30 protein-coding genes are annotated in these 26,261 nt (G+C 73.6%); 19 read left to right on the top strand and 11 right to left on the bottom strand.

The features are described 5' to 3' along the window. The first annotated feature begins 99 nt into the window (after positions 1-99). From JKP75_RS06380 to JKP75_RS06370, 3 genes are all read left to right on the top strand, one after another. Entirely contained in the window at positions 100-1,068 is a 969-nt protein-coding gene (locus JKP75_RS06380) for a cyclase family protein (protein WP_200492115.1), read from the top strand. Positions 1,069-1,075: 7 nt separating this feature from the next. Continuing rightward, positions 1,076-2,725, top strand: coding sequence for an AMP-binding protein (locus JKP75_RS06375; protein ID WP_200492116.1), 1,650 nt, complete (start codon positions 1,076-1,078; stop codon positions 2,723-2,725). A 301-nt stretch (positions 2,726-3,026) separates the two neighbouring features. Continuing rightward, a complete protein-coding gene (locus tag JKP75_RS06370; protein ID WP_200492855.1) occupies positions 3,027-4,175 on the top strand; it encodes a serine/threonine-protein kinase in 1,149 nt (382 codons plus the stop codon). A gap of 15 nt (positions 4,176-4,190) precedes the next feature. Here JKP75_RS06370 and JKP75_RS06365 read toward each other — a convergent pair whose 3' ends face one another. After that, positions 4,191-4,778, bottom strand: a complete 588-nt coding sequence (locus JKP75_RS06365; RefSeq protein ID WP_200492118.1) for an isoprenylcysteine carboxylmethyltransferase family protein — start codon at positions 4,776-4,778, stop codon at positions 4,191-4,193. Further along, on the bottom strand, positions 4,775-5,149 hold the full coding sequence (locus JKP75_RS06360) for a helix-turn-helix transcriptional regulator (RefSeq protein WP_200492119.1): 375 nt from the start codon (positions 5,147-5,149) through the stop codon (positions 4,775-4,777). The genes JKP75_RS06365 and JKP75_RS06360 overlap by 4 nt, the downstream gene beginning before the upstream one ends. A gap of 122 nt (positions 5,150-5,271) precedes the next feature. On the opposite strand from JKP75_RS06360, the gene JKP75_RS06355 reads away from it, so the two are divergent. From JKP75_RS06355 to JKP75_RS06345, 4 genes are read left to right on the top strand one after another with little or no spacing between them, the layout of a single operon-like run. Next, on the top strand, positions 5,272-5,463 hold the full coding sequence (locus JKP75_RS06355) for a helix-turn-helix transcriptional regulator (RefSeq protein ID WP_200492120.1): 192 nt from the start codon (positions 5,272-5,274) through the stop codon (positions 5,461-5,463). Next, a complete protein-coding gene (locus JKP75_RS06350; RefSeq protein ID WP_200492121.1) occupies positions 5,453-5,881 on the top strand; it encodes a hypothetical protein in 429 nt (142 codons plus the stop codon). The genes JKP75_RS06355 and JKP75_RS06350 overlap by 11 nt, the downstream gene beginning before the upstream one ends. Before the next feature lie 44 nt (positions 5,882-5,925). Continuing rightward, positions 5,926-6,060: a hypothetical protein gene (locus tag JKP75_RS22540; RefSeq protein WP_255522706.1), complete on the top strand. Its 135-nt coding sequence runs from the start codon at positions 5,926-5,928 to the stop codon at positions 6,058-6,060. A 42-nt stretch (positions 6,061-6,102) separates the two neighbouring features. Further along, positions 6,103-6,609 (top strand): DinB family protein, encoded by a 507-nt coding sequence (locus JKP75_RS06345; protein ID WP_200492122.1) that lies wholly within the window; start codon positions 6,103-6,105, stop codon positions 6,607-6,609. On the opposite strand, the gene JKP75_RS06340 is transcribed toward JKP75_RS06345, so the two are convergent. Beyond that, on the bottom strand, positions 6,582-7,715 hold the full coding sequence (locus tag JKP75_RS06340) for a glycerate kinase (RefSeq protein ID WP_207146586.1): 1,134 nt from the start codon (positions 7,713-7,715) through the stop codon (positions 6,582-6,584). The genes JKP75_RS06345 and JKP75_RS06340 overlap by 28 nt on opposite strands. A 27-nt stretch (positions 7,716-7,742) precedes the next feature. Here JKP75_RS06340 and JKP75_RS06335 point away from each other — a divergent pair, with 27 nt between their 5' ends. Continuing rightward, positions 7,743-8,942 carry an acyl-CoA dehydrogenase family protein gene (locus JKP75_RS06335; RefSeq protein ID WP_200492854.1) on the top strand — a complete coding sequence of 400 codons (1,200 nt, stop codon included), beginning with the start codon at positions 7,743-7,745 and terminating at the stop codon, positions 8,940-8,942. 21 nt (positions 8,943-8,963) lie between these two features. On the opposite strand, the gene JKP75_RS06330 is transcribed toward JKP75_RS06335, so the two are convergent. Further along, positions 8,964-9,224, bottom strand: coding sequence for a hypothetical protein (locus JKP75_RS06330; protein WP_200492123.1), 261 nt, complete (start codon positions 9,222-9,224; stop codon positions 8,964-8,966). A 114-nt stretch (positions 9,225-9,338) separates the two neighbouring features. Here JKP75_RS06330 and JKP75_RS06325 point away from each other — a divergent pair, with 114 nt between their 5' ends. Both JKP75_RS06325 and JKP75_RS06320 read left to right on the top strand, forming a co-directional pair. Continuing rightward, on the top strand, positions 9,339-9,644 hold the full coding sequence (locus tag JKP75_RS06325; RefSeq protein ID WP_200492124.1) for a hypothetical protein: 306 nt from the start codon (positions 9,339-9,341) through the stop codon (positions 9,642-9,644). Between the two features lie 4 nt (positions 9,645-9,648). Next, positions 9,649-10,365, top strand: coding sequence for a triacylglycerol lipase (locus JKP75_RS06320; RefSeq protein ID WP_200492125.1), 717 nt, complete (start codon positions 9,649-9,651; stop codon positions 10,363-10,365). A gap of 4 nt (positions 10,366-10,369) precedes the next feature. Here the strand turns inward: JKP75_RS06320 and JKP75_RS06315 are convergent, their stop codons facing one another. From JKP75_RS06315 to JKP75_RS06305, 3 genes are all read right to left on the bottom strand, one after another. Next, a complete protein-coding gene (locus tag JKP75_RS06315) occupies positions 10,370-10,957 on the bottom strand; it encodes a hypothetical protein (RefSeq protein ID WP_200492126.1) in 588 nt (195 codons plus the stop codon). Between the two features lie 19 nt (positions 10,958-10,976). After that, positions 10,977-12,116: a zinc-dependent alcohol dehydrogenase gene (locus tag JKP75_RS06310; protein WP_207146849.1), complete on the bottom strand. Its 1,140-nt coding sequence runs from the start codon at positions 12,114-12,116 to the stop codon at positions 10,977-10,979. A gap of 90 nt (positions 12,117-12,206) precedes the next feature. Then, positions 12,207-12,752 carry a bifunctional adenosylcobinamide kinase/adenosylcobinamide-phosphate guanylyltransferase gene (locus JKP75_RS06305; RefSeq protein WP_309229568.1) on the bottom strand — a complete coding sequence of 182 codons (546 nt, stop codon included), beginning with the start codon at positions 12,750-12,752 and terminating at the stop codon, positions 12,207-12,209. Between the two features lie 55 nt (positions 12,753-12,807). Here JKP75_RS06305 and JKP75_RS20720 point away from each other — a divergent pair, with 55 nt between their 5' ends. Further along, the gene (locus JKP75_RS20720; protein WP_309229567.1) at positions 12,808-13,347 is read left to right on the top strand and encodes a pirin family protein; all 540 of its coding nucleotides are present in this window, start codon (positions 12,808-12,810) and stop codon (positions 13,345-13,347) included. Beyond that, complete coding sequence (locus JKP75_RS20715) at positions 13,341-13,754, top strand: pirin-like C-terminal cupin domain-containing protein (RefSeq protein WP_309229565.1); 414 nt, start codon at positions 13,341-13,343, stop codon at positions 13,752-13,754. Before JKP75_RS20720 ends, JKP75_RS20715 begins: the two co-directional genes overlap by 7 nt. A gap of 6 nt (positions 13,755-13,760) precedes the next feature. On the opposite strand, the gene JKP75_RS06295 is transcribed toward JKP75_RS20715, so the two are convergent. Continuing rightward, a complete protein-coding gene (locus JKP75_RS06295; protein WP_200492853.1) occupies positions 13,761-15,731 on the bottom strand; it encodes a TIGR03617 family F420-dependent LLM class oxidoreductase in 1,971 nt (656 codons plus the stop codon). 221 nt (positions 15,732-15,952) lie between these two features. Here JKP75_RS06295 and JKP75_RS06290 point away from each other — a divergent pair, with 221 nt between their 5' ends. From JKP75_RS06290 to JKP75_RS06260, 7 genes are all read left to right on the top strand, one after another. Beyond that, positions 15,953-16,357, top strand: coding sequence for a Zn-ribbon domain-containing OB-fold protein (locus JKP75_RS06290; protein WP_200492133.1), 405 nt, complete (start codon positions 15,953-15,955; stop codon positions 16,355-16,357). Continuing rightward, a complete protein-coding gene (locus JKP75_RS06285) occupies positions 16,354-17,517 on the top strand; it encodes a thiolase (RefSeq protein WP_200492134.1) in 1,164 nt (387 codons plus the stop codon). Before JKP75_RS06290 ends, JKP75_RS06285 begins: the two co-directional genes overlap by 4 nt. Further along, positions 17,514-18,206: a TetR family transcriptional regulator gene (locus JKP75_RS06280; RefSeq protein ID WP_200492135.1), complete on the top strand. Its 693-nt coding sequence runs from the start codon at positions 17,514-17,516 to the stop codon at positions 18,204-18,206. The genes JKP75_RS06285 and JKP75_RS06280 overlap by 4 nt, the downstream gene beginning before the upstream one ends. Before the next feature lie 169 nt (positions 18,207-18,375). Further along, positions 18,376-19,560, top strand: a complete 1,185-nt coding sequence (locus tag JKP75_RS06275; RefSeq protein WP_200492136.1) for an acyl-CoA dehydrogenase family protein — start codon at positions 18,376-18,378, stop codon at positions 19,558-19,560. A gap of 28 nt (positions 19,561-19,588) precedes the next feature. Further along, complete coding sequence (locus JKP75_RS23700) at positions 19,589-20,677, top strand: acyl-CoA dehydrogenase family protein (RefSeq protein WP_200492137.1); 1,089 nt, start codon at positions 19,589-19,591, stop codon at positions 20,675-20,677. A gap of 151 nt (positions 20,678-20,828) precedes the next feature. Continuing rightward, positions 20,829-22,373 carry an acyl-CoA synthetase gene (locus tag JKP75_RS06265; protein ID WP_200492138.1) on the top strand — a complete coding sequence of 515 codons (1,545 nt, stop codon included), beginning with the start codon at positions 20,829-20,831 and terminating at the stop codon, positions 22,371-22,373. A 109-nt stretch (positions 22,374-22,482) separates the two neighbouring features. Then, entirely contained in the window at positions 22,483-23,736 is a 1,254-nt protein-coding gene (locus JKP75_RS06260; RefSeq protein ID WP_200492139.1) for an acetyl-CoA C-acetyltransferase, read from the top strand. 73 nt (positions 23,737-23,809) lie between these two features. Here the strand turns inward: JKP75_RS06260 and JKP75_RS06255 are convergent, their stop codons facing one another. Genes JKP75_RS06255 through JKP75_RS06245 form a run of 3 tightly spaced genes read right to left on the bottom strand, consistent with a single transcriptional unit; the run spans position 23,810 to position 26,214 of the window. Beyond that, positions 23,810-24,598, bottom strand: coding sequence for an enoyl-CoA hydratase (locus JKP75_RS06255; protein WP_200492620.1), 789 nt, complete (start codon positions 24,596-24,598; stop codon positions 23,810-23,812). Next, positions 24,595-25,380, bottom strand: coding sequence for an SDR family oxidoreductase (locus tag JKP75_RS06250; protein WP_200492140.1), 786 nt, complete (start codon positions 25,378-25,380; stop codon positions 24,595-24,597). The genes JKP75_RS06255 and JKP75_RS06250 overlap by 4 nt, the downstream gene beginning before the upstream one ends. A 21-nt stretch (positions 25,381-25,401) precedes the next feature. Next, entirely contained in the window at positions 25,402-26,214 is an 813-nt protein-coding gene (locus JKP75_RS06245) for an enoyl-CoA hydratase/isomerase family protein (RefSeq protein WP_200492141.1), read from the bottom strand. Positions 26,215-26,261 lie beyond the last annotated feature (47 nt).

The following is a 26,261-nucleotide window of genomic DNA, read 5'->3' as shown; positions in this document are numbered from 1 at the left end:
GGGTGCGGAGCGGTTGCGTCGAATGTGGCAGATGGTTGTGATCGGCACCACACCGGCGAATAGTCCGGACCGACCCGCTCCCCAGCCCAGGAGGCCCCCGTGACCGACGCGACCCCGACCGCCCCCGCCCTCACCGAGCTGCTGAAGGACGCCCCGACGAACTGGGGCAAGTGGGGCGACGACGACGAGGTCGGCGCCCTGAACTACCTCGGCGCGGAGCAGGTGCTGGCCGCCGTCCGTCTGGTGAGCGCGGGCAAGGTGTTCACCCTCCAGCGGCTCATCGGCGACCCGAAGGGCGACCCCGTCTGGCCCGGCCGCACGCCCGCCGTCCGCACCCAGGTCCTGGACGAGAGCGACTGGGACGAGGGCGGCAAGGGCGCGGCGTTCCCCGGCGGCCTGCACTACGCCGACGACAAGATCGACGCCTACCTGCAGGGCTCCACGCAGTACGACGCGCTGGGCCACCTCTGGTACGACGGCAAGATCTGGAACGGCTACGACGCGCGCAGCACCGTCGGCGGCCTGGAGAAGGCCAGCGTGCTGCCGATCGCCGAGCGCGGCATCGTCGGTCGCGCGGTGCTGCTCGACATGGCCCGCTTCCGCGGCAAGGAGACCCTCGACAAGGGCGAGACCTTCACCCACGAGGACCTGGAGCAGTGCGCCGCGGCCCAGGGCGTCGAGCTGCGGAAGCGCGACATCCTGATCATCCGCACCAACTTCCTGCAGCTGTTCCACGAGCAGGGCGACGCGTTCTACGAGGGCTTCAACGAGCCCGGCCTGGTCTACAGCCCCGAGCTCGTGCAGTGGTTCCAGGACATGGAGATCCCCAACCTGGTCACCGACACGATCGCCAACGAGGTCACCTACGACCCGAACAACGGCGTCGCCCTGGTCCTGCACAGCGCCCTCATGCGCAACCTCGGGGTCACCCTCACCGAGATCGCCGACCTGGAGAAGCTGGCCGCCGACTGCGCCGACGACAAGCGGTACGAGTTCCTCTACGTCGCGGCGCCGCTCAAGGTGGCCAAGGCCGCCGGCACGCCGGTCAACCCCGTCGTCATCAAGTAGCCGCCCGGTGAGCGCGTACGACGAGCGGCCCTGGCTGGCGCGCTACGGGGACCAGCCGGCCGACTACGAGATCGAGTTCGACGACGCCCTGACCATGTTCCGCGCCGGGGTGGCGCGCGATCCGTCCGCGGTGGCCCTGCGCTACTTCGACGGCGTGCTCACCCGGCAGGAGCTGGACGAGCTCAGCGACGGCCTGGCCGCGGGGCTGCTCGCGTCGGGCTTCCAGCGGGGCGACCGGCTGGCGGTCTACCTGCAGAACGTGCCGCAGTTCGTCATCTCCATGGTGGCGGCCTGGAAGGCCGGCGGCGTCATGGTGTCGATCAACCCGATGAGCCGGGCCCGGGAGCTGTCGTACCTGCTCGAGGACTCCGGCGCGACGGTCCTGGTCTCCCTCGAGTCGCTGTACGCGGAGATCGCCGCGGACGTCGTCCCGGACACCGACGTGCGGCTGGTCCTCACCACCAGCGAGCTGGAGTTCCAGACGCGGGACGACCAGCGGCTGTTCGCGGGCCTGGAGCGGCAGCGGCACGAGGGCACGACGGACTTCTCCGAGTTCGTCGCCGAGCACCGGGGGTCGGCGCCGCCCCCGGTGTCCCTCGCGCCCGACGACGTCGCGTTCCTGACCTACACCTCGGGCACGACCGGGGTGCCCAAGGGGGCGATGAACACCCACCGCAACGTCGTCTTCACCGCGCAGGTCTACCGGGACTGGGTGCACGCCGGCCGGGACGGCGCCATCTTCGGCATCGCCCCGCTGTTCCACATCACCGGCCTGATCGGGCACATCGCGGTGAGCATGCTGGCGCCGGCGCCGCTGGTGCTGGCCTACCGGTTCGAGCCGCAGGTGGTGCTCGACGCGCTCCTGGAGCACCGGCCGGCCTTCACGATCGGGGCGATCACCGCATTCAGCGCGCTGCTCAACGCGCCGGGGTTCACCCGGGACCACTTCGCGTCCTTCACCTCGATCTACTCCGGCGGCGCGGCGATCTCGCCGACGGCCGAGCGGGGGTTCTTCGAGGCCACCGGCAAGCAGGTGCACAACGCCTACGGTCTGACCGAGACGACCTCGCCGATGACGGTCACGCCGTTCGGCTCCCCGTCACCGGTCGACCCGACCTCGGGCGCCCTGTCGGTCGGGGTGCCGGCGCCGAACACGATCGTCCGCATCCAGGACGACGAGGGGAACGACCTGCCGCTGGGCGAGATCGGCGAGATCGTCGCGGACGGCCCGCAGGTGGTGGCCGGCTACTGGGGCAAGCCCGAGGAGACGGCGGCGAACCTGCCCGGCGGGGCGCTGAAGAGCGGCGACGTCGGCTTCATGGACCCCGACGGCTGGGTGTTCATCGTCGACCGCAAGAAGGACATGATCAACGCGTCGGGCTACAAGGTGTGGCCGCGCGAGGTCGAGGACGTCCTGGCCGAGCACCCCGCCGTCCGGGAAGCGGCGGTGGTCGGGGTCCCCGACGAGAAGCGCGGGGAGACGGTCAAGGCGTTCGTCAGCCTCAAGCCCGGGACGTCGGCGACCGAGGAGGAGCTCATCGCGCACTGCAAGGAGCGGATGGCGGCCTACAAGTACCCGCGCAGCGTCGTCCTCGTGGACGAGCTGCCCAAGACGGTGACCGGCAAGATCCTCCGCCGGGAGCTGCGCGACGCCTGACCCGCTCAGTCGTCGTCCGCCGGGGGTGGCTCGGGGTCCACGTCGCGGTCCCCGAGCTCCCGGCGGTCGGCGTTCCGGATGGCCAGGCCGAGCACGACGGCGGCCGTGGCGGCCAGCAGGCGCCCAGCCGATGAGCACCCACACCCACCACGACACGGATCCCCCACGCGCTCACCCCCGTGGTGACGCTCGGACATCACGAGGTTACGAAGGGTGGTACGACCGCGCAGAACACGAACGGGTGGAATGCCCGGCCACGGCTCCGAGCGTCCGCCCGCCCGGCCTGGGTAGCAAGCACCGCATGAGCGCCGACACCGGACCCCGCACGCACGTCCTCGGCGGCCGGTACGCCCTCGAGCACGTGCTCGGCCAGGGCGGCATGGGCACCGTCTGGCTGGCCACCGACCTCGTCCTCGAGCGCCAGGTGGCGGTCAAGGAGGTGACCTTCCCGCTGCACGTCACCGACGAGGAGCGGGCCGTCCTCCACGAGCGGACGATGCGGGAGGCGCGCGCCGCCGGGCAGCTCGACCACCCGCACGTCACCACGGTCTACGACGTCGTCGAGGCCGACGAGAGGCCGTGGCTGGTGATGAAGCACGTCGCCGCCCGCAGCCTGCAGGAGATCCTCGAGGAGCGCGGCCCGCTGCCGCCGGCAGAGGTGGCCCGCATCGGGCTCGACGTGCTGGACGCCCTGGAGGCGGCGCACGCGCTCGGCATCGTGCACCGCGACGTGAAGCCGGCCAACGTGCTGGTCGGCCCGGACGGCGCGGCCTGCCTGACCGACTTCGGCATCGCCACCACCACCGGCGACTCCAGCCTGACCACGCAGGGCGCGCTGATCGGCTCGCCGTCCTACATGGCCCCGGAACGGGCACACGGCGACGAGCCCCGCCCACCGGTCGACCTGTGGTCCCTGGGCGCGACCCTCTACGCGGCCGTCGAGGGGCGACCGCCGTTCGACGCCGGCGACTCGATGGCCACCCTGCTGGCCGTCGTCTCCGAGCACCCGGCGCCGGTGCTGCGGGCCGGCCCCCTGGACCCGGTGCTGCGCGGCCTGCTGACCAAGGACCCGGCGCAGCGCACCGACGCGGCCACCGCCCGCGCCCAGCTCACGCGGGTGGCGGCCGGCCGCACACCGGCGCCGGCGGCTCCCCCGCCGCCCCCGCCGGCTCCCGGGCCGGTGCCGGGCAACGCGCCGGAGCGCATCGAGGTCGCGGACCTGCTCGCGCTCGCGTCGGCGTCCCGCTCACTGCTCGGGTCCGTCGCCCGCGACGCCCGCGACCAGGCGCGGCACCTGGCCGACCACCGGCGGGAGCGGAAGGCGGCACCGCGCCCCCGGCGCCGGCGGTTCAAGCGCCGCTGGGTGGTCGTCCCGGTCGCGGTGACCGGGCTCCTCCTGCTGCTCGCGGTCGTCGGCGCGGTCGTGGCCGTCGGTGCCCTGCTCGGCTGACCGGGTGCCGGCCGGTCAGCCCACTCGCGGCACGAACCGGCCGGTCGCCGCGGCGTAGCCGTCGTACGCGGCGCCGTGCACGGCGCGCAGGTAGGGCTCCTCGACCGCGCGCACCTGCAGCTGGACCGCGACGACGAGGGCCACCAGGGCCAGCGCGCTCACCCAGGTCGGCACCAGCAGGACGACGCCGAGCTGCGCGGTGACCATCGCGGTGAAGATCGGATTGCGCACGAGCGCGAACACCCCGGACGTGACCAGTTCGGTGCGCTCACCGGGATCGACCCCGATCCGCCACGACGAGCCCATGCCGGTCTGCGCCGCCAACGTCGCGGCGAAGCCGGCGAGCGCCACGAGCAGCCCGACGACCTCGACGGCGAGCGGCGGATCGGCCGGCACGGCGCCGGCCACCGCGAGCACCGGGCCGGCCAGCCCCAGCACCATCGCGACGACGAACAGGACGCCGCCCCACCACCCCGCGTCGGCGGGCGTCCCGGAGATGCCGCGGAACCCGGCCGAGCCGGTCCGCCGCAGCTGCACCCAGGACCGGACGCCGAACAGCACGACGAGGGCCACGACGTACAGGACCAGCGCGACGACGGTCATCGCTCGACCCCCGCACCGGAGGTGGGGCACAGCGCGACGGCGTCGCCGGTGGCCGCGAGCAGCCGCTCGGCCGACGCCAGCACGTCCACCAGCTCGCCGGGGTGGGCGAGCGACCACATCGTGGCCCGGCCCGCCGGCCGGGAGGCGACCAGGCCGCAGTCCCGCAGGCAGGCGAGGTGCGCGGAGACGGTCGACTGCGCGAGGCCGAGGTGCTCGGTCAGCTCGACGACCCTGTGCTCACCGCCGGCCAGGTGCCGCAGGATCGCGAGGCGGGCCGGCTCTCCCAGGCTGCGGAACAGGCTCGCGGCCGTGGACATCGCCGCCGCTTCATCGACGGGCGGTCCCTGCGTCGTCCGTGCATTCATCGTCATGCGGCGATGATAGCGGTGGCACCCGATCGCCGGAAGGCGGATCAGAAGTCAAGTCGCCTTGACATGCGCGGATCAGTCAAGCACGCTTGACGTGTCAAGCTCGCTTGACCAGTCGAGGAGCCATGGAGAACACCGTCAAGGAGCTGCGCACGGCCGCGGGCCTGTCGCAGCGGGAGCTCGCGGAGGCGCTCTCGGTGTCCCGGCAGACCGTCAACTCCATCGAGACCGGTCGCTACGACCCCTCGCTCCCCCTGGCCATCGCCATCGCCCGGCACTTCGCCCGCACCGTCGAGGAGATCTTCCATGTCGACTGACCAGTTCACCGGCAAGCAGCTGGCCGCGTTCCTGCTGGTCTCCGGCTCGACGCTGGCGGTCGTCGTCACCGTCGGGTTGCTGCTGCGCGAGCACGGCCCGGGCAACATGGGCGACGGCCTGCTGCAGGGTGCCGCGTTCGGCCTGGTGGTCGCCGCCGTGATGACTTGGCGGGTGTCCCGGCGCCCCGACCGCGCCACCACCTTCGAGCGCGCCTGGACGCAGACCGGCGACGAGCGGGACGACGCCGTCCTCACCCGGGCCCTGGCGGTGCTCGGCCTCGCCGCCTGCCCGCTCACCGCGATAGCCGCGATCGCGATCGCCTTCGGCGCCTCCGTCGAGATGTGCCTGGCGCTCCTGCTGTTCGCCGAGATCGGCGTCGGCGCCGTCGCCTTCGCGGTGGTCGCCCGCAGGACCTGACCGTTCGCCGTGCCGGGCCCGGCGTCCTGGGTGAGGCTGGGGACATGACGACTCCCGAGCCCCAGCCCCGCGACATCGCCCTCGAGCAGGAGACCCCCGAACTGGCCGCCGACCTGGAGGCGCAGAGCGAGCCCGAGGGCTCGACCGACGAGGCCGTCGGCGGCGCCCACCCGTCCTGATCCGCGGGTGAGGGCGGCGGCTGCGCGGGTAGGTCCCGGCCCATGCGCAGCGCCGACCTCCTCCGGTACGCCTACGGCCAGATCCACGAGACCCTGGCGGCGACCGTCGGCGGCCTGACCGCCGACGACCTCGCCGCCCGACCCGCCCCCGACGCCAACCCGATCGGCTGGCTGGCGTGGCACCTCGTCCGCGTCCAGGACGACCACGTCTCCGAGGTCGCCGGCCACGAGCAGGTGTGGACGGCCGACGGCTGGGCCGACCGGTTCGACCTGCCCTTCGACGCCTCCGAGACCGGCTACGGGTTCGACGCCGAGCAGGTCGGCCGGGTCCGCGTGCCGTCGGCCGACCTGCTCGTCGGCTACGCCGCCGCGGTCTCGGCGCGCACGGCGGAGTTCCTCGACGGGCTCACCGACAGCGACCTCGACCGCGTCGTCGACGAGCGCTGGGACCCGCCGGTCACCCTCGGGGTCCGGCTGGTGAGCGTGCTGTCCGACGACTTCCAGCACCTCGGCCAGGCCGCCTACGTGCGCGGGCTGCTGACCAGCTGAGGGACCACCCGGGCGGCCAGTTCCCCGAGCAGGCGCTCCGGCTCGGCGAGGCAGCGACCGGCGTCGGGTTCGACCTCGGTGAGCGCGTGCGCGGCGGCGAACCCCGCGGCGCCGAGCTGGTCGGCGCCCAGCGCCACCCGGCCTGCGAGCGCCAGGCAGGGCACCCCCGCCGCGGCCGCCCGCCGCGCCACCTCCGCCGGCGCCTTGCCGCGCAGCGTCTGCGCGTCCAGCGACCCCTCCCCGGTGATCGCCAGCGCCGCCCCGGCCACGGCGTCGGAGAGCCCGACGAGGTCGCACACCAGTCCGGCCCCCGAGACCAGGCGGGCACCGACGGCCAGGGCACCGGCCGCCGTCCCGCCCGCTCCCCCGGCGCCCGGGGTCGCCGCGACGTCGGCACCCAGGTCGCGGGCGAGGACGACGGCGTAGCGGCCGAGCGCCGCGTCCAGCGCGCGCACGTCGTCGGCCGAGGCGCCCTTCTGCGGGCCGAAGACGTGCGCCGCCCCGGCCGGTCCGGTCAGCGGGTTGTCGACGTCCGAGGCGACGACGAGCACCACTCCCGCCAGGCGCGGGTCCAGGGCGGAGGCGTCGATCCGGTCCAGGCGCGCCAGCCCTGCCCCACCGGGCGGCACCTCCCGGCCGGCGGCGTCCAGCAGCCGCACCCCGAGCGCCTGCAGCATGCCCGCGCCGCCGTCGGTGGTCGCGCTGCCGCCGATGCCCAGCACGATCCGCCGGGCCCCCGCGTCGAGGGCGTGCCGCACGAGCTCCCCCACCCCGCGCGTGGTCGCGGTCAGCGGGGCTGGCCGGTCGAGCAGCCCCAGCCCCGCGGCGGTCGCGAGCTCCAGCACCGCCGTCGTCCCCCGGAGGGCGAGCTCGGCCTCCACCGGCCGCCCGTCGGGCCCGGTCACCCCCACCGCCCGCGGCCCCCACCCGGCCCGCAGCGCGGCGGCGACGGTGCCCTCTCCCCCGTCCGCGACGGGGCGCAGCGCCAGCTCGGCACCGGGTACCGCCCGGGCGACGCCGGCGGCGATCGCGTCGGCCGCGCGGTCGGCGGACAGGCTGCCCTTGAAGGAGTCGGGGGCCACCACGATCCGCACGACGAGCAGCATGCCCGCAAGCGTCGTAGCGTCCCGCAGGTGACCGCCGCGAGCCCTGACTTCTACCTGCTGGACGAGCTGCTCTCCCCGGAGGACAAGGAGATCCGCGACCGGGTGCGCGCCTTCTGCCTGCAGGAGGTCGAGCCCACCATCAACGAGTACTGGGACCGGGCGGAGTTCCCCTTCGAGGTCGTGCCGAAGCTGGCCGGGCTCGGCGTCGTCGGAGGGACCATCGAGGGCTACGGCTGCCCGGGCATGAGCAACGTCGCCGCGGGCCTGGTCGCCGCCGAGTTCGCCCGGTCCGACGGCAGCATCGGCACGTTCAACGGCGTGCACAGCTTCCTGGCCATGCAGTCGATCGCGGTGCTCGGCTCGGAGGAGCAGCGCCGGCGCTGGCTGCCGGAGATGGCGCGGCTGGACAAGATCGGCGCCTTCGGGCTCACCGAGCCCGAGCACGGCTCCGACGCGGTCGGTCTGGAGACCTCCGCCCGCCGGGACGGCGACTCCTTCGTGCTCAACGGGCGGAAGAAGTGGATCGGCAACGGTTCGATCGCCGACTACGTGATCATCTGGGCGCGCGGCGAGGACGGCGCCGTGGGCGGCTACGTCGTCGAGACCGGCGGGCGGGACGGGCAGCTCGAGGGCTACGACGCGACGGTCATGACCGGGAAGACGGCGCTGCGCGCGGTGTGGCAGGCCGAGATCACGCTGACCGACGTCCGCGTGCCGGTGGAGAACAAGCTGGCCGAGTGCCACTCGTTCAAGGACGTCTCCCGGATGCTCGACCGCACCCGGTACACCGTGGCCTGGCGGGCGCTGGGGCTGGCGATGGCCTCCTACGAGCTGGCGCTGGCGCACGCCCTGCGGCGGGAGCAGTTCGGCCAGCCCATCGCCGGCTTCCAGCTGGTGCAGGACAAGCTGGCGCGGATGCTCGCCGAGATCACCTCGATGCAGCTGATGTGCTGGCGGCTGTCCACGCTCGCCGACGCCGGCCGGATGACGGCGGCGATGGCCTCGCTGGCCAAGATGAACCACGCGGCCAAGGCGCGGGCGATCGTCGCGGACGCCCGCGACATCCTCGGCGGCGACGGGATCCTGCTCGAGCACCACGTCGCGCGGCACCACGCCGACATGGAGGCGATCTTCACGTTCGAGGGCACCGACTCGGTGCAGGCGCTGATCATCGGCCGGGAGGTCACCGGGATCTCGGCGATCAGCGGGCGGCGCCCCGAGCGGTGAGGCGCGGGCGCCGCGGAGCGGTCAGCGGGCGGAGGTGAGCGTCCGGCCGACCGCGGTGACCTGCTGGCAGGTCGGGCAGGCGGTGCGCCCGGCGCCGACGCGGGTCCACTTCTGCGAACCCCAGACCTGGACGATCGCCCCGCACACGGCGAGCTCGATCTCCCCGTCCAGCTCGGCGGGCGGGCGGTGCGCCTCGACGGCGTGCCAGGGGTGCGACAGCTGAGCGGGCTCCCCGCCGGACCAGCGGTCCGGGCGGGCGAAACCTACGGCGTACGTGTCCACGCACCTCCTGTGCCCTGCAACACAGCGCGGTAATCCCGCCCGATCGGGGGAAAGCAGCAGCCCCGGGCGCCGGCGGGTTACCGTCGAACGGCCGCCGAGCACGAGGAGGGCGCCGTGGACCCGATCAGCCTGCTGGTGGGCGGGGCCCTGCTCGCCACCGGGTTCCTCGCCGGCCGGCTGGGCCGCCGGAAGCCCGCTCCTCCTCCGCCGGTCACCCCGGTGTGCGGCTGCGGGCACGCGCTCAGCCAGCACGACCGCGACACCTCCACCTGCCACGCCGAGCTGCGGCGGGACACCTTCGACAAGCGCGGCCGGTGGTCCGGCCACAGCTGGGTGCCGTGCACCTGCCGGCAGTACGTGGGGCCGCGGCCGATCGACGAGGTCTTCGCACCGCGGCTCCTCCCGCCGACGGTGGACTGAGCCGGTGACCCGTCCCCCCGCGCGGCCCCCGCGCCGTCGCCGGCCCGGGCTCCTGGGTGCCACCGAGCCGGTCCGCGCGCTGGCCAGTGCCGGCGCCTTCGCGGCCGGTCTCCCGCTGCTGCAACTGGCGCCGCGCGGCGAGCCGCACCCCGTCCTGGTGCTCCCCGGCCTCATGGCGTCGGACGCCTCCACCGCGGTGCTGCGCACCTGGTTGCGCCGGCTGGGCTACCCGGTCGTCGGCTGGGACCTCGGGCGCAACCGCGGCCCCTCGCGGGAGCTCGACGACGCGCTGCCGCGGCTGCTCGACCGGCTCGCCGCCGAGCACGGGACCGCGGTGAGCATCGTCGGCCAGAGCCTGGGCGGCATCTTCGCGCGCGGCCTCGCCCGGAAGGCGCCCCGGCAGGTGCGACAGGTGGTCTCGCTGGGCTCGCCGTTCGGTGGCTACCCGACCGCCCGCGGCAGGCCGGCCGCTCCGCTGGCCGTGCCGAGCACCGCCGTCTACTCCCGGTGGGACGGCGTCGTCGACTGGCGGGCCTGCCGCCAGCAGCCCGGCCCGCGCAGCGAGAACGTCGCGGTGCACGCGGCCCACCTCGGCATGGGGCACGACCCGGCCGTGCTGTGGGTCGTCGCCGACCGGCTCGCCCAGCCGCGGCACGACTGGCAGCCCTTCCGCCCGCCGACCCGGTTCGGGCTGGGCCGGCTGTTCCCCGCCGACGGCTGAGCGCTCAGCGGCGCCCGCGGGCCAGCGTCCGGAGGCCGACGAGGGCGGCACCGGCGGCCGCGACCCACGGCCCGGCCACGACCAGCGGATCGACCAGGTGGTGCCGCGCGTCGGAGCGTCCGCGGCGGGACCGCAGGCCGCCACGGGTGAACTCGCTGCGCAGCCCGGTCGCCGGCACGTCGGGCCGGGTCGAGGCGAACGAGCGGAGTCGGTGCTCGGCGGCGTCCACCCGGTCGGCCGCGACCAGCAGCAGCCAGTGCGCCAGCCGCCCCTCGCTGAAGCGGGCGTAGGAGTACCTCCGGATCACCCCGGACAGGCCGCGCGGCGGCTGGGCGGTGCCGAAGACCGGGGTGACGAAGGCGTGCTCGACCGAGCGCTCGCGGGGCCACTCCTCCGGCTGCCGCTCCGGGAAGTCCCAGTGCGCGCCGGTGTCGGTCCGGTGCTGCAGCTTTGGGTAGGCGGGCCGGTCGGTCGGGTTGAGGTCGACGCCCCACCCGGGGATCCGGGCCCGCAGCTCGTCGCTGCTGGGCGGCGGCGTCCGCTTGTCGCGGACGTAGGCGCTGGGGATGTCCCCGCGGCCGGCCTGGTTCATGACGGCTCCTCCGGTCGGATCAGGACGCGCTGGGGACGATCAGCGGCTTGATGCAGCCGTCGAGCTTGCTGGAGAACACGTGGTAGGCCTCCGGGATCTCCTCCAGCGGGAAGCGGTGGGTGACCATGTCCCGAGGGGTGAGGAAGCCGTTGCGCACGTGCTCGAACATCCGGGGCCACTGCCGCTTCACGGGGGTCTGGTTCATCCGCAGGGTCAGGCCCTTGTTCAGCGCGTCGCCGAACTTCACCGCGTTCGGGATCGGGCCGTAGGCGCCGACCACCGCCACGGTGCCGCCCTTGCGGACGCCGTCGATCGCCCAGTTCAGCGCGGTGGCCGAGCCGCCCTGCAGCTTCAGCTTCGGGCCGGTGAGCTGCTGGGCGAGGTTCCCGTCCGCCTCGGCACCCACCGCCTCGATGACGACGTCGGCACCCAGGTGGTCGGTCTGCTTCTTCAGCTCGACGACGACGTCGTCGTACTCGTCGTAGTCCAGCGTCTCGGCGTAGGCCATGGTGCGGGCCTTCTCCAGCCGCTCCTGCAGGTGGTCGACGACGATGACCCGCCCGGCGCCCATCAGCCAGGCCGACTGCGCGGCGACCAGGCCGACCGGGCCGGCGCCGAGCACCACCACCGTGTCCCCCTCGGCGATCTCACCCAGCTGGGCGCCGAAGTAGCCGGTCGCGGCGGCGTCGGTCAGCAGGACGGCGTCCTCGTCGTGCATCCAGTCGGGGATCTTCACCGGGCCGACGTCGGCGAACGGCACCCGCACGTACTCCGCCTGACCACCGTCGTAACCGCCGGTGGTGTGCGAGTAGCCGTAGATGCCGCCGACGGCGGTGGCGTTCGGGTTCACGTTGTGGCAGTTGGAGAACAGCCCGCGGGCGCAGAACCAGCAGCTGCCGCAGAAGATGTTGAACGGCACCATCACCCGGTCGCCGACCTGGAGGTTCTGGACCGACGAGCCGACCTGCTCGACGACGCCGATGAACTCGTGGCCGAACGTGTGGCCGATCCGGGTGTCCGGCATCATCCCGTGGTAGAGGTGCAGGTCGGAGCCGCAGATCGCCGCCAGGGAGACCCGCACGATCGCGTCGTTCGGGTGCTCGATGGCCGGGACCGGCTTCTCCTCGACCCGGATCTTGTACGGGCCGCGGTAGACCATCGCGCGCACGGATCCCCCTTCCGTCGGCGCCCCGGCCGGGCGACCACCGGCCCCGCACCTGCCCGAGCGCCGACGCGTCGAAACCGGGCGTCAGCGCAGCCGCTGCGGCAGCCCCGCCGTCAGCAGCCAGACCCGCGTCGACGCGCCCGCGACCCGGGCGTTGAGCACGCCGAGCTCGTCCCGGAACCGTCGTCCAGACGGGGTCGCCGGGACGATGCCGTTGCCCACCTCGTTGCTGACCGCGACCACCCGCCGCGGGGTGCCCGTCCACGCGGCCAGCAGCTCGTCGACGACCGCGGCCAGCCGGTCGTCGGCGCCGGGTTCGCCGGCCCAGACGCCGCAGGCGTCCATCTGCCCGGCCAGCCAGGTGGTCAGGCAGTCGACGAGCACCGGCGGGCCGGAGCGGCCGAGCACCGCGGGCAGGTCCAGCGTCTCGACCGTCCGCCAGGACGCCGGCCGGCGCGCGCGGTGCAGCGCGACGCGGTCGGCCCACTCGGGGTCGTCGGGACCGGGCGGGATCCCGCAGGCGACGTAGTCGACGGCCCGCTCGCGGGCCAGCAGGCCCTCGGCGTAGGAGGACTTGCCCGAGCGGGCGCCACCGAGCACGAGGACACGGCGGGGACGGCGGAGCGGCACGGCGCAGAGTCTGCCCCAGCACCGGAGAGCTCCCCGCTGTGCCAGGCTCTGCCGCGTGAGCGAGGTCGAGGTCATCACCAGCCGAGACGTGCCCCTGGGCGGACCGCGGGCGATGACCGTGCGCCGCACCCTGCCCCAGCGCGCGCGGTCGCTCATCGGGGCCTGGTGCTTCGCCGACCACTACGGCCCGGACGACGTCACGCGCACCGGCGGCATGGACGTGCCGCCGCATCCGCACACCGGCCTGCAGACGGTCAGCTGGCTGTTCAGCGGCGAGATCGAGCACCGCGACACCACCGGAGCGCACGCGCTCGTGCGGCCCGGCGAGCTGAACCTGATGACCGGCGGCTCCGGCGTCGCGCACTCGGAGGTCTCCACCCCGGGGTCGGGCGTGCTGCACGGCGTCCAGCTCTGGACGGCGCTGCCCGAGTCCGCGCGGCACGCCCCGCGGTCGTTCGTCCACCACGTCCCCGAGGTCCTCCGGCTGGACGGCGCCGTCGTCCGGGTGCTGCTCGGGACCCTCTGCGGCTCCGCCTCCCCCGTGCCGACGCACACCCCGCTGTTGGGGGCCGAGCTGGTGCTCGAGCCGTGCTAGCGCAGGTCGAGCTCGACGTCGCCCCGGAGTTCGAGCACGGCGTGCTGGTCGACGAGGGCCCGGTCGTCGTCGGCGACGCCGAGCTGGCCCGCGCCGAGCTCGGCTACCTCGCCCCCGGTGCCACCCGGCTCTCGCTCACCAACCCCGGTGACCGGCCGGCGCGGCTGATGCTGCTGGGCGGGGAGCCGTTCGGCGAGCCGGTGGTCATGTGGTGGAACTTCCTCGGCCGCTCGCACGAGGAGATCGCCGCCTACCGCGCGGAGTGGGAGGCCGGCTCCGACCGGTTCGGGCAGGTCGAGGGATACACCGGTGCGGTGCAGCGGCTGCCCGCCCCGCCGCTGCCGAACGCCCGGCTCAAGGCCCGGATGGCGCCGCCGACCTCCGGGGACCCCAGCGCCTGGGGCTGAGCCCGGTCAGGGCAGCCGGCGCCGGAACTCCGCGACGTCCTCGGCGGTGGTGCCGGCCGGCGGCGCGAGGTGCACCTGGTCGATCTCGCCACCGTAGCGCCGCGCGAGTTCGTCGGCGACGTGCCCGAGCGGGCCGATCACGGAGAACGCGGACAGCAGCTCGTCGTCCACCAGATCGCCCATGCGGGCCCACCGCTCCGGGTCGCTGCCCACCGACAGCGCGTGCAGCCGGTCGTGCAGCTCGCCGCGCCCCGCGCGGCGGAGGACGTCGCCGTAGGCCGGCGTCGAACCGTAGAAGGCGATCTGCCGGCGGACGGCCAGAGTCTCCTCCTCGCCGGCGCCCTCCTCCCCGGTGACGACGACGAACCCCGGGCAGTGCACGACGACGTCCGAGCGCTCCCGGCCCGCCCGCTCCAGCCCCTCGTGCAGAGCAGGCAGCGTGACCTCGGTGAACCACTCGGGCGTGCTGAAGGCGTGCGGGATGAGCCCGTCGGCGACCTCGCCGGCCAGCCGGGTCATGACCGGGCCGACCGCGGCGAGGTGCACCTCCGGCGCGGTGGGCATCGGCTGCGGCCGGAACATGTCGGTCATCAGCGTGTGGTTGTAGTGCTCGCTGCGGAACGCGAGCTGCTCGCCGTGGTTCCAGTCCCGCCAGATCGCCTGCAGCGCCTGGATGTAGTCGCGCATCTGCGCGGCCGGCTTGCTGCTCCACGGCATGTCGAACCGTCGGGTGATGTGCGGCTTGATCTGGGTGCCCAGCCCCAGCACCGCGCGCCCACCGGAGAGCACGTGCAGGTAGTGCGCCGCGTTCGCCGTGACCATGGGGCTCCGGGCGAACGCGACAGCGATGTGGGTCTCCAGCCGCATCTCCCCCGAGGCCGTCGCGGCGACGGCCAGCGGCAGGAAGGGGTCGTAGGCGACCTCCGAGGTGGAGAGCGCGTCGAAGCCGAGCTCCCGCGCCCAGGCGGTCTCCTCGGCGACCTCGACCGCCGTCCTCCGCAGTCCGTATCCGATGCGCACCGGGACCCCCTCCTGCCTGCTCGTGCTCGGACCTACTTCGGGACCTGGGCCATGAAGATCGACGGGTGCAGCTCCCTCGGCCAGGGGGCGGAACTCCTTCTCCACCTGCCGCGCCAGGTCCTCCGGGTCCCAGGGGCCCTCGGAGCTGATCGAGGCGCGCACCTCGGGGTTGTTCCACAGCGTCACGCCGTAGCCGGCCGCGCCGAGCGTGCGCCCGGACAGCCAGTCGGAGGCCTCGCTGGCCAGGTAGCTGACGATCGGCGCGATGTTGTCCGGCGACCGCGAGTCGTCGGTGGCCGGCCGGTCGGCGCCCAGCTTCTTGTCCTGCGGGATCGTCGCGGTCAGCCGGGTCGCGGCGCCGGGGGCGATGGCGTTGGCGGTCACGCCGTACCGGCCCAGCGCGTTGGCGACCGACGCGGTCAGCCCGATGATCCCCATCTTGGCGGCCGCGTAGTTCGGCTGCCCCGGCGAACCCTGCAGGGCGGAGTCGGAGGTGAAGTTGATGATCCGGTAGTGGCCGTCGGGGTTGCGCTGCTGGCGCCAGTAGGCGGCGGCCGGCTTGATCGTGGAGAAGTGGCCGCGCAGGTGGACGCGGATGACGGCGTCCCAGTCCTCGTCGTCCAGGTTGAAGATCATCTTGTCCCGGAGGATCCCGGCGACGTTGACCAGGACGTCGAGCTTCCCGTAGGTGTCGACGGCGAGGTCCACCAGCCGCTTTCCGGTGGCGGTGTCGGCGATGTCGCCGCCGTCGCTCACCGCCGCGCCGCCGGCCCGCACGATCTCGTCGGCGATGTCGCGCGCCGGGCCCTCGTCCCCGCCGGTGCCGTCGGGGTTGGCACCGAGGTCGTTGAGGACCAGCTGGGCGCCCTGCTGGGCGAAGAGCCGGGCGATCGAGGCGCCGATGCCCCGCCCCGCGCCCGTGACGATGACGACCCGGCCGTCGAGTGTGCCGCTCATGTCGTGCCTCTCGGTGGGAGGACGGCGCCCGCACCGAGGGGCGATCGCCGGGCCGCGCGAGGCGGCGTCTACGAGAACACGTTCTACTACCCTGCCGACGCGGACCGCAAGGGTCCGGCGGGCTCCTTGACAACGGGCGGCGGCACGGCTGACGCTTACCTAGAACCTGTTCTGGTTGTGCGGCACGCCACTCCTCGCAGCCCTCCGCGGAAGGACGGCCGATGCCCGGTCCGACACCACTCCCGACGCCCGAGACGGCGCCGTACTGGGAGGGAGCGGCCGCCGGCGAGCTGCGCGTGCAGCAGTGCACCAGCTGCACCCGGTACTACTTCTACCCGCGCCCGTTCTGCCCGCACTGCGGCTCGGCGGAGGTGGCGTGGCGGGTCACCAGCGGCCGGGCGACGCTCGTCTCCTACGTGATCAACCACCGGACCTTCCCGCCGTCCGACGCACCCCTGGTCATCGCCCTCGTCCAGCTGGAGGAGGGCCCGCGGATGATGTCGAACGTCGTCGGTGTCGAGCCGCTCCCCGAGAACCTGCCGCTGGACCTGCCGCTGCGCGTGACGTTCGAGCAGCGCGGCGAGTACGCGATCCCGGTGTTCACCCCCGCGGAGGCGGCCCGGTGAGCACGACGTCCATGCACGGCGGCGGGGTCGCGATCGTCGGCGCCTCCGAGACCACCGAGATCGGCAGCCTGCCCGGCATCTCCACCCTCGACCTGCACGCCCAGGCCGCGCGCAACGCGCTGGCCGACGCCGGACTCACGGCGCAGGACGTCGACGGGGTCGCGACGGCGGGCCCGTTCGCGCACGAGGTCTCCCACCACCTCGGGATCACCCCGCGCTGGCTCGACGGCACGATGGTGGGCGGGTGCAGCTTCATGCTGCACGTCCGCCACGCGGCCGCCGCCATCGCCGCGGGCGCCGCCGACGTCGTCCTGGTGACCCACGGCGAGTCCGGCCGGTCCCGCGTGGGCGTGGGTGGGCGCGGCCCGAACCCGGCGTCGCCGCAGGGCCAGTTCGAGGCCATCTACGGCGCGAACACCCCGTACTCGACCTTCACCGTCCCGGCGCTGCGCTTCCTGCACGAGCGCGGCCTCGAGCGCGAGGCGCTCGCGCAGGTCGTCGTGGCGCAGCGCGCCTGGGCGGTCGACAACCCGCGGGCCTCCCGCCGGACGCCGACCACCGTCGAGGCGGTGCTGGAGCAGCCGCCGATCGCCTGGCCGTTCTCCAAGGACATGTGCTGCGTGGTCACCGACGGCGGTGGTGCGCTGGTGCTGATGAGCGCCGAGCGGGCCGCCGACCTGCCGGCAGCCGACCGGGCCGTCTACCTGCTCGGGTCCGGCGAGTCGGCGGAGGCGCCGATGGTCTCGCAGATGGCCGACCCCGGCTCCTTCCTTGCCTTCCAGCGGGCCTCCGCCGAGGCGCTGGCGACCGCCGGGATCACCCACGCCGACGTCGACCACCTCATGGCCTACGACGCCTTCGCGCACCTCCCCCTCTACATGCTCGAGGACCTCGGGTTCGTCGGTCGCGGCGAGTCGCGGGACTTCATCGCCGAGGGCCACACCGCCAAGGGCGGCCGGCTCCCGATGAACACCAACGGCGGTGGGCTCTCCTACACGCACACCGGGATGTACGGCATGTTCGCCATCCAGGAGGCCGTGCGGCAGTTGCGCGGCGAGGCGGTCGTGCAGTTGCCGGGGATCGAGACCAGCTTCGTGCAGGGCGTCGGCATGTTCTTCGCTGCCGCCGGCAGCCTCGTGCTGGGCAACCGCCGACCGTGAGCGGTGACGCGATGGCCCACGGCGCGATGAGCGACGACGCGATGGCCGACGACGCGATGACCGGCGACGCGGTGACCGAGGACGTCCTGGCCGAGGAGCGCCTGTCCGGGCGCACGTCCGAGGCGCAGGCCGCCCGGGTGGAGCGGATCATCCGCGCCGCCATCGAGCTCGCCGGCCAGGGCGGGTACGAGGCGGTGCAGATGCGCGAGGTGGCCCGGCTGGCCCAGGTCGCCCTGGCCACCCTCTACCGCTACTACCCCTCGAAGAACCAGCTGCTGCTGGCCGCCGTGCGGTACGAGATCGCCAAGCTGGACCAGGACGTCTCGACCCGCCGTCCCCGCGGGGCGACACCCGAGGTGCGCGCGGGCGAGGTCTTCGCCCGCGCCTTCCAGGCCATGCGCAACGACCCCGGGTACGCGCACGCCGCGCTCTCGGTGCGGCAGTCGCCGGTGCCCTTCGGCGCGCACCTGACCACCCGCCCGCCGGTCGACCACGACACCACCTTCGTGCGCATCGCCGCGGCCGCCGCCTGGGGCGCCGACCACGAGGTGACCGCCGGGCAGCGCCTGGCGCTGCAGATGGTCGAGTCGCTGTGGATCGGCTGCACGATCGACTGGCTCAACGGCCGGCTCACCGCCGACGCGGCCGACGAACGCATCCGGTTCGCGGCGCAGAAGCTGCTCACCTGATCGACCGCGGCGGTTGCTTGACAGCCGTCCGATCGCGATACGACCATGACCGGGCCGCCTAGGTAGAACGTGTTCTCGCCCGGCACCCCGACTTTCCCGAACCACCCTGGCACCGACCTCCGCGACTCCCGGGACCGTGCCGCCACCCCCGCAGGAAGGACCCACCACCATGTCGACCGACGAGTTCAGGGCCAAGGCGCTGGCCTGGCTCCAGCAGAACGCCAAGCCGTTCGACGACAACGAGCCCAGCAGCGGCGGCGCGACGATCGAGGAGTCCAAGGCCTTCCAGAAGGGTCTGTGGGAGGCCGGGCTCGCCGGCATCACCTGGCCCAAGGAGTACGGCGGCCAGGGCCTCGGCACCGCCGAGCAGCTGGCGTTCAACGAGGTGGCCGCCAACTTCCGGATGCCGGTCGGCCCGTTCGTCATCGGCCTCGGCATGCCCGCTCCGGTGCTGCTCGAGTTCGGCACCGAGGCGCAGAAGAAGCGCCACATCGAGCCGATGCTCAAGGGTGACGAGATCTGGAGCCAGCTGTTCTCCGAGCCCAGCGGCGGCTCGGACGTGGCCAGCCTGCAGACCTCCGCGACGAAGGTCGAGGACGGCTGGCTGATCAACGGCCAGAAGGTGTGGACCTCCGGCGCCCAGTTCAGCGACTTCGGCGCCGTCCTGGTCCGCACGGACCCGACCCGGCCCAAGCACCAGGGCATCACGATGTTCATCGTCGACCTGCACCACCCGGGCGTCACCGTGCGCCCGCTGGTCGTGGCCACCGGCGACGCGCCGTTCAACGAGGTCTTCTTCGACGACGTGCACGTGCCGGACGACGCCGTCATCGGCGAGGTCAACAACGGCTGGTCCGTGGCCGTGGCGATGCTCCGCTACGAGCGGGTCACCATCGGCACCGGCGTCCGGGCGCGCGCCAACCCGCTGGGCTACGACGCGCTGGTCGAGCTGGTCCGCGCCCGCGGTCTGGACGGCGACGCCTCGGTCCGCCGCACCCTGGCCCAGGTCTACGCCAAGGAGAGCGCCATGCGCTCCTACAGCGCGGTGCTGCACCAGGAGGCCAAGGCCGGCGTGCCGATCGGCGCCCGCGGCTCGGCGGCCAAGCTGGCCGGCGCGACGTTCCCGCTGTGGGTGTCGGACCTGGTCCAGGACATCTTCGGCGAGGAGCTGGCGCTGCAGAACGCCGACACCCTCCCGCTGACGCGCTCGATCCTGGCCGCCCCGGGTGGCGCGACCGCCGGTGGCTCCAACGAGATCCAGCGCAACATCATCGCCGAGCGCGTCCTGGGCCTGCCCAAGGACGCCGGCGTGGACAAGAACATCCCCTTCAACCAGCTCAAGCTGTCCAAGTGACCGCCGCGTCCGCCCAAGGAGCGACTCCGTGACCCTCATCGACACCGCCGACCAGCGCGACCTGGCCAGCAGCGTCAAGCGCTTCGTCTCCGGTCAGGCGCCGATGTCCGCCGTCCGGGAGACCATCAAGTCCGACGCCGCCTACGACCCGCAGGTCTGGCGCCGGCTCGCCCAGGAACTCGGCCTCGCCGGGCTGGCCATCCCCGAGCAGTACGGCGGCGCCGGTGCGTCGTGGTCCGACCTCGTCGTGGCGCTGCGCGAGCTCGGTGCGGGCCTGGTGCCCTCGCCGCTGCTGGCCACCAGCGTGCTGGCGACCGGCACCCTGCTCGCCCTGGACGACGAGGAGGCCCGCGCGGCGTGGCTGCCGCGCTTCGCCGAGGGCACCGCCGTCGGCGCGCTCGCGGTCAGCGAGGGCACCGGCCGCGAGTGGGCGTTGGCCGACTCGGCCGTCACCGTCTCGGACGGCGCGGTCACCGGGACGAAGACGGCGGTGCTCAACGCCGACGACGCCGACGTCCTGCTGGTCACCACCTCCGCCGGGATCGTGCTCGTGGAGCGGGACGCCCCCGGTCTGACGATCACCCCCGTCGATGCGCTGGACCTGACCCGCGGCATCGCCACGGTCACCTTCGACGGCACCCCGGGCCGGGTGCTCGCCGGCGACGCCGCGGCCGCCCTCGAGTCGGTCATCGACCTGGCGAACCTGGCCCTCGCCGCCGAGCAGGCCGCCGCCACCAAGGCGTGCCTGGACATGACGACCGAGTACGCCAAGATCCGCTACAGCTTCGGCCAGCCGATCGGCATCTACCAGGGCGTCAAGCACCCGCTGGCGAACATCTACACCGACTGGGCGCTCACCGACGCCGCCGTCCGCAAGGCGTCGGAGTCGCTGGCCGAGGGCAGCGAGACCGCGTCGCTGGACGCGGCCGTCGCCCGTCACCTCGCCTCCAGCGGGTACATCGAGGCCGCCAAGCAGACGATGCTGCTGCACGGTGGCATCGGCTTCACCTGGGAGCACGACGCCCACCTGTACTACCGCAACGCGATCACCGGGAACGTGCTGCTCGGCGGGCCGACCGCCCAGCAGGACCGGATCGCCGCCACGCTCGGCGTCTGACCGATCGCACCCCTGGGCCGGGTGCCGGACGACCTCGTCCGGCACCCGGCCCTCGGTCGTGCCCGGAGGCCGTCGGGGCTCCCGCAGCCCCGGGGACGACACGTCGCCGAGGGGTCTTGTGGCTAAGTAGATCAGGTTCTACTTTCGTGCCATGTACCCCGGAACCTGGGCCCAGAAGTCGCCGGACAAGCTCGCGATCGTCATGTCCGGCTCCGGCCGGTCGTTGACCTACAAGCAGCTCGATGACAACAGCCGGCGCACCGCGCACTTCCTGCGCGACACCGTCGGACTGGCGACGGGCGACTCCGTCGTGGTGCTCACCGACAACGTGCCCGAGGCCCTGGAGCTCTACTGGGCCGGTGTCCGGATCGGGCTGTACGTCACCTTCGTCAACAGCCACCTCACCGCGGCCGAGGCCGAGTACATCGTCGAGAACTCCGGCGCGCGGGTGCTGTTCGTGTCGGCGAACCTGGCCGACCTGGCCGGCAAGCTGGAGACGCCGGGCGTCGAGCACCGGCTGGCCTTCGGCGGGGTGCTCGCCGGGTACGAGAGCTACGAGGCGGTGCGGGACGCGTCCTCCGACGCCCCCATCGAGGACCAGCCCCGCGGCGACACGATGCTCTACTCCTCGGGCACCACCGGGCGACCCAAGGGGATCAAGCGCCCGCTGACCGGCGAGTCGGTCGAGCAGCCCAGCAACATGTCGCTGGTGCTGCAGCTGCTGTACGGGATGACCGAGGACACCGTCTACCTCTCCCCCGCACCGGCCTACCACGCGGCGCCGATGGCGTTCATGACCGCGGTCCAGGTGCTGGGCGGGACCGTGGTGATGATGGAGAAGTTCGACCCGGAGGGCGTGCTCGAGGCCATCCAGCGGTTCGGCGTCACCGAGACCCAGATGGTGCCGACGCACTTCGTCCGGATGCTCAAGTTGCCGGAGGAGGTCCGCAGCGGCTACGACCTCTCCTCGCTGAAGATGGTCATCCACGCGGCCGCGCCGTGCCCGCCGGACGTGAAGCGCGCGATGATCGACTGGCTGGGCCCGATCATCATGGAGTACTACTCCTCGACCGAGGCCGCCGGCTCGACGTTCATCGACTCGGCGACCTGGCTGGAGCACCCCGGCTCGGTCGGCCGCCCCAGCGACCCGAACGCCCTGCACATCTGCGGCCCGGACGGCACGGAGCTGGGGCCGCGCGAGATCGGCACGGTCTACTTCGCCTCCCAGACGGAGAGCCGGCCGTTCAGCTACCACGGTGACGAGGAGAAGTCCCGCGGCGCCGAGCACCCCGAGCACCCGAACTGGACGACGGTCGGCGACCTCGGCTTCGTGGACGAGGACGGCTTCCTCTACCTGACCGACCGCTCGTCGTTCATGATCATCTCGGGCGGGGTGAACATCTACCCGCAGGAGATCGAGAACGTCTTCACGCTGCACCCGGCGGTCGCCGACATCGGCGTGATCGGCGTCCCGGATTCCGAGATGGGCGAGCGCGTGGTCGCCTTCGTCGAGCCGGCCCCCGGGGTCGAGCCGACGACGGAGCTGGCCGCCGAGCTGGCCGCCTTCGCCCGCGAGCACCTGTCCGGGTTCAAGGTGCCGCGCGAGTTCCACTTCCGCGAGGCCCTCCCCCGCACGCCCACCGGGAAGATGGTCAAGGGCAAGCTGCGCGACGAGTACGCCTCCGCCGTGGACTGACACGGCAGGAGCACCGAAGCCGTACCTCGTCGCCCTCGTGACCGACGAGCCGCTGGAACCGGCCGGGCACCGTGCCTGCCGGGAAACGAACGTCCTCAGGAGTTCCTGCATGTCCGAAGCACTGATCATCGACGCCGTCCGCACCCCGCGCGGGACCGGCAAGGTGGGCAAGGGCGCCCTGGCGCACATGCACCCGCAGCACCTGGCCGCCACGGTCCTCAAGGCGATCGCGGAGCGCAACGACCTCGACACCGCCGATGTCGACGACGTCATCTGGTCGACCTCGTCGCAGAAGGGCAAGCAGGGCGGCGACCTGGGCCGGATGGCCGCGCTCGACGCCGGCTACGACATCACGGCCTCCGGCGTCACGCTCGACCGCTTCTGCGGCGGCGGCATCAGCGCCGTGGCCCTCGCGGCCGCCCAGGTCATGTCCGGCATGGAGGACCTGGTCGTCGCCGGCGGCACCGAGATGATGTCGGGCACCGGCGCGCTGGCCCAGGAGGAGCGGGCGGCCGGGCTGAAGCTGTACGGCATGGGTTCGGGCAACGCCCGCCTGCAGAAGGTGCACCCGCAGTCGCACCAGGGCGTGTGCGCCGACGCGATCGCCAGCCTCGAGGGCATCAGCCGGGAGGACCTGGAGGCGCTCGGCGTGCAGAGCCAGCAGCGCGCCGCGGTGGCCATCGCCGAGGGCCGGTTCGACAAGAGCCTGGTCCCGGTGCTCGACGACGAGGGCAACGTCGTCCTGGACAAGGACGAGTACCCGCGTCCGCAGACGACGGCCGAGGGCCTGGCCGCGCTCCAGCCCGCGTTCACCAAGCTCATGGACTTCCCGCTGGACGAGGAGGGCAACACCGCCCGCGGGCTGATCAACCAGAAGTACCCGGAGCTGGACATCCAGCCGGTGCACCACGCGGGCACCTCCTCCGGCGTCGTCGACGGCGCCGCGGCGGTCCTGCTGGCCTCCCCCGAGTACGCGAAGGAGCACGGCCTGAAGGCGCGCGGCCGCGTCGTGGCCACCGCCAACGTCGGCGACGACCCGACGCTGATGCTCAACGCGCCGGTGCCGGCGGCGAAGAAGGTGCTGGCGAAGGCCGGGCTCACCAAGGACGACATCGACCTCTGGGAGATCAACGAGGCGTTCGCCGTCGTCGCCGAGAAGTTCATCCGGGACCTCGAGCTCGACCGCGACAAGGTCAACGTGAACGGCGGCTCGATCGCCCTGGGCCACCCGATCGGCGCCACCGGCGCGATCCTGATCGGCACGATCCTCGACGAGCTCGAGCGCACCGGCGGCCGCTACGGCCTGGTCACCATGTGCGCGGCGGGTGGCATGGCTCCGGCCATCATCATCGAGCGCCTCTGACCCGGCTCGGGTCGCGACGTCCGCGGGCCCTCCTCCGGCACCACTGCCGGAGGAGGGCCCGCGTGCGTGCGGGTCAGGTCGTCTGGGCCCGGCCCCGGTCGATGACGTCCGACCGGCGACGCGCCACCTCCGCCGGGTCGAAGCCCGCCCGCCACGCCGCGGAGGTGGCCGCCTCGATCCTCGGCCCGTCGCCCACCAGCGCGGCCTCGATGTCCCGGTAGGAGCGCAGCAGGGCGCGGACGCCGGCCTGGTCGTTGCTCACGATGGAGGCCGCCACCCGTCGGGCGGCCGGCAGCAGCTCCTCGTGCGCGACCACCTCGGTGACCAGGCCCGCCCGCAGCGCCTCCTCGGCCGAGAGGTAGTCCCCGGTGAGGCTCATCCGCCGGGCGAGCCCGCGCCCGACCACCAGCGGCAGCAGCACCGACATGCCCCAGCCGGGCAGGACGCCGACCCGGGCGTGGGTGTCGGCGAAGCGGGCCCGCTCCGAGGCGATCAGGATGTCGCAGTTGAGCGCCAGCTCCAGGCCGCCGGTGACGGCGACCCCGTTGACGGCGCCGATCACCGGCTTGGTCAGCGGCGCCCACGGGAACCACGAGGGCAGTTCGTCGTCCGGAGTCGGGCTCGACAGGTTCTCCCCGGTGCTGCCGAGCTGGCGGAGGTCCAGCCCCGCGCAGAACGCGGGATCCGCCCCGGTGAGGACGACGACGTCGACCCCGTCGTCCGCGTCGAGGGCGGTCATGGCCGCCCGCAGGTCGGCTCGCAGGGTGGTATCGAGGGCGTTCCGGACCTCCGGCCGGTTGAGCGTCACCGTCGCGACGCGGTCGGCCCGCTCGACGAGGAGCGCGGGGACGTCGGCGGTCAGAACGTCCCCCCGTTGACGACGACCCGCTGATCGTTGACGTAGCCGCTCTCCGGGCCGACGAGGAAGCGCACGGTGCGCGCCACGTCCTCGGGGGCGCAGACCCGGCCGAAGGGCGACCGGGCGTCGAGCTCGTGGATGTCGGACACGGCGCGGGTGGCCTGCGCCAGCCGGCGACCCATCTCGGTGTCGACCAGGCCGGGGGCGACGATGTTCACCCGCATGCCGGAGGCGCGCTCCTCGCGGGCGAGGGTGTGCGCGAGCGCCTCCACCGCGGCCTTGCCCATCGAGTAGGGCGCGCCCCGCGGGCCGAACGTGGACGCGGCGATGCTGCTGATGAAGACCACGTCGGAGCGCTCCTGCTCGCGCAGGTGCGGCAGCGCGGCCCGCACCAGCTGGTGCGGCCCGACCGCGTGCACCTCCAGCAGCCAGCGGACCTCCTCGGCAGGGGTGTCGGCGACGGCGTTCCCCCGGCTGGCGACGCCCGCGTTGCTGACCAGGATGCCGAGCGACCCGAACTCCGCCACGGCCGCGGCGACCGCGCGCTCGCCGGCCTCGCCGTCCTCGATGCTGGCCTCGATCGCGAGGACCGCGGCGCCCTTGCCCGTGAGCTCCTCGACGAGCGCGTCGGCCGCCGTGCGGTCCCGTCGGTAGGTGAGGACGACGGCCGCTCCGGACAGCGCCAGCTCGCTGGTGATCGCCGCCCCGATGCCCCGGCCTCCGCCGGTGACGAGCGCGACCCGTCCGGTGAGCGGTCCGGGGGCAGGCGTGCGGGATGTCGTCACGGGGTCTCCGATTCGTGGGGGTCAGCGGCCGCGGAAGACGGGTGCGCGCTTGTCGCGGAACGCCCGGCCGGCCTCGAGCACGTCGTCGGTCGCGAAGTTGATCTCCTGGCTGCGGGCCTCGTCCTCGAGGGCGCGCTCCAGGCCGACCTCGAAGGAGTCGTTGAGCATCCGCTTGGACTGGCGCATGGCGATGGGCGGCCCGGCCAGCAACCGGCCGGCCAGCGCGTCCACGGCGGCGTCGAGCCCGTCCGGCTCGACGACCTCGCGGACGAGGCCCCAGCGGTGGGCCTCCTCGGCGCCGAGCATGTCGCCGAGCAGCACCAGCTCCTTGGCGCGGTGCAGCCCGATCAGCCGCGGGAGCAGCCACGAGCCGCCGAAGTCGACCGAGAGCCCGCGCTTGGCGAAGATCTCGGAGAAGCGGGCGCGGGTGGAGGCGATGACGAAGTCGCACCCGAGCGCCAGGTTCATGCCGGCACCGACGGCCACGCCGTCCACCCGCGCGATCGTGGGGATCGGCAGCCGGTGCAGCGCGAGGCAGGCCTGGTTGACCTCCGCCATGTTCGCCATCGGCGGCCGGCCGCCGCGCACGGCGGACAGGTCCGCGCCGGCGCAGAAGTCGTCGCCGGCCCCGGTCACCACGAGCACCCGGGCGTCGCCGGAGCCCACCTCGACGAGCGAGTCGCGCAGCAGGAGCCAGGCCTCGTGGGACATCGCGTTCTTGCGCTGCGGGTTGGCCAGCGTCAGCGTCACCACGTCGCCGGCACGGCTCATCCGGACGGGCTGCGCGTCGTCGCCCACAGCGCGGACGTCGGGCCCGGCTGTGACGGGGGTCATGCCCGGAGCCTGCGCAGATCCGTCGTCGATGTCAACATCGCCCCACG

Source organism: Blastococcus sp. TML/M2B, from assembly GCF_016612865.1.
Taxonomy (GTDB): Bacteria; Actinomycetota; Actinomycetes; order Mycobacteriales; family Geodermatophilaceae; genus Blastococcus.
Note: the sequence above shows the minus strand (reverse complement) of the source record. Positions and strands in the feature narration are given on the sequence as shown.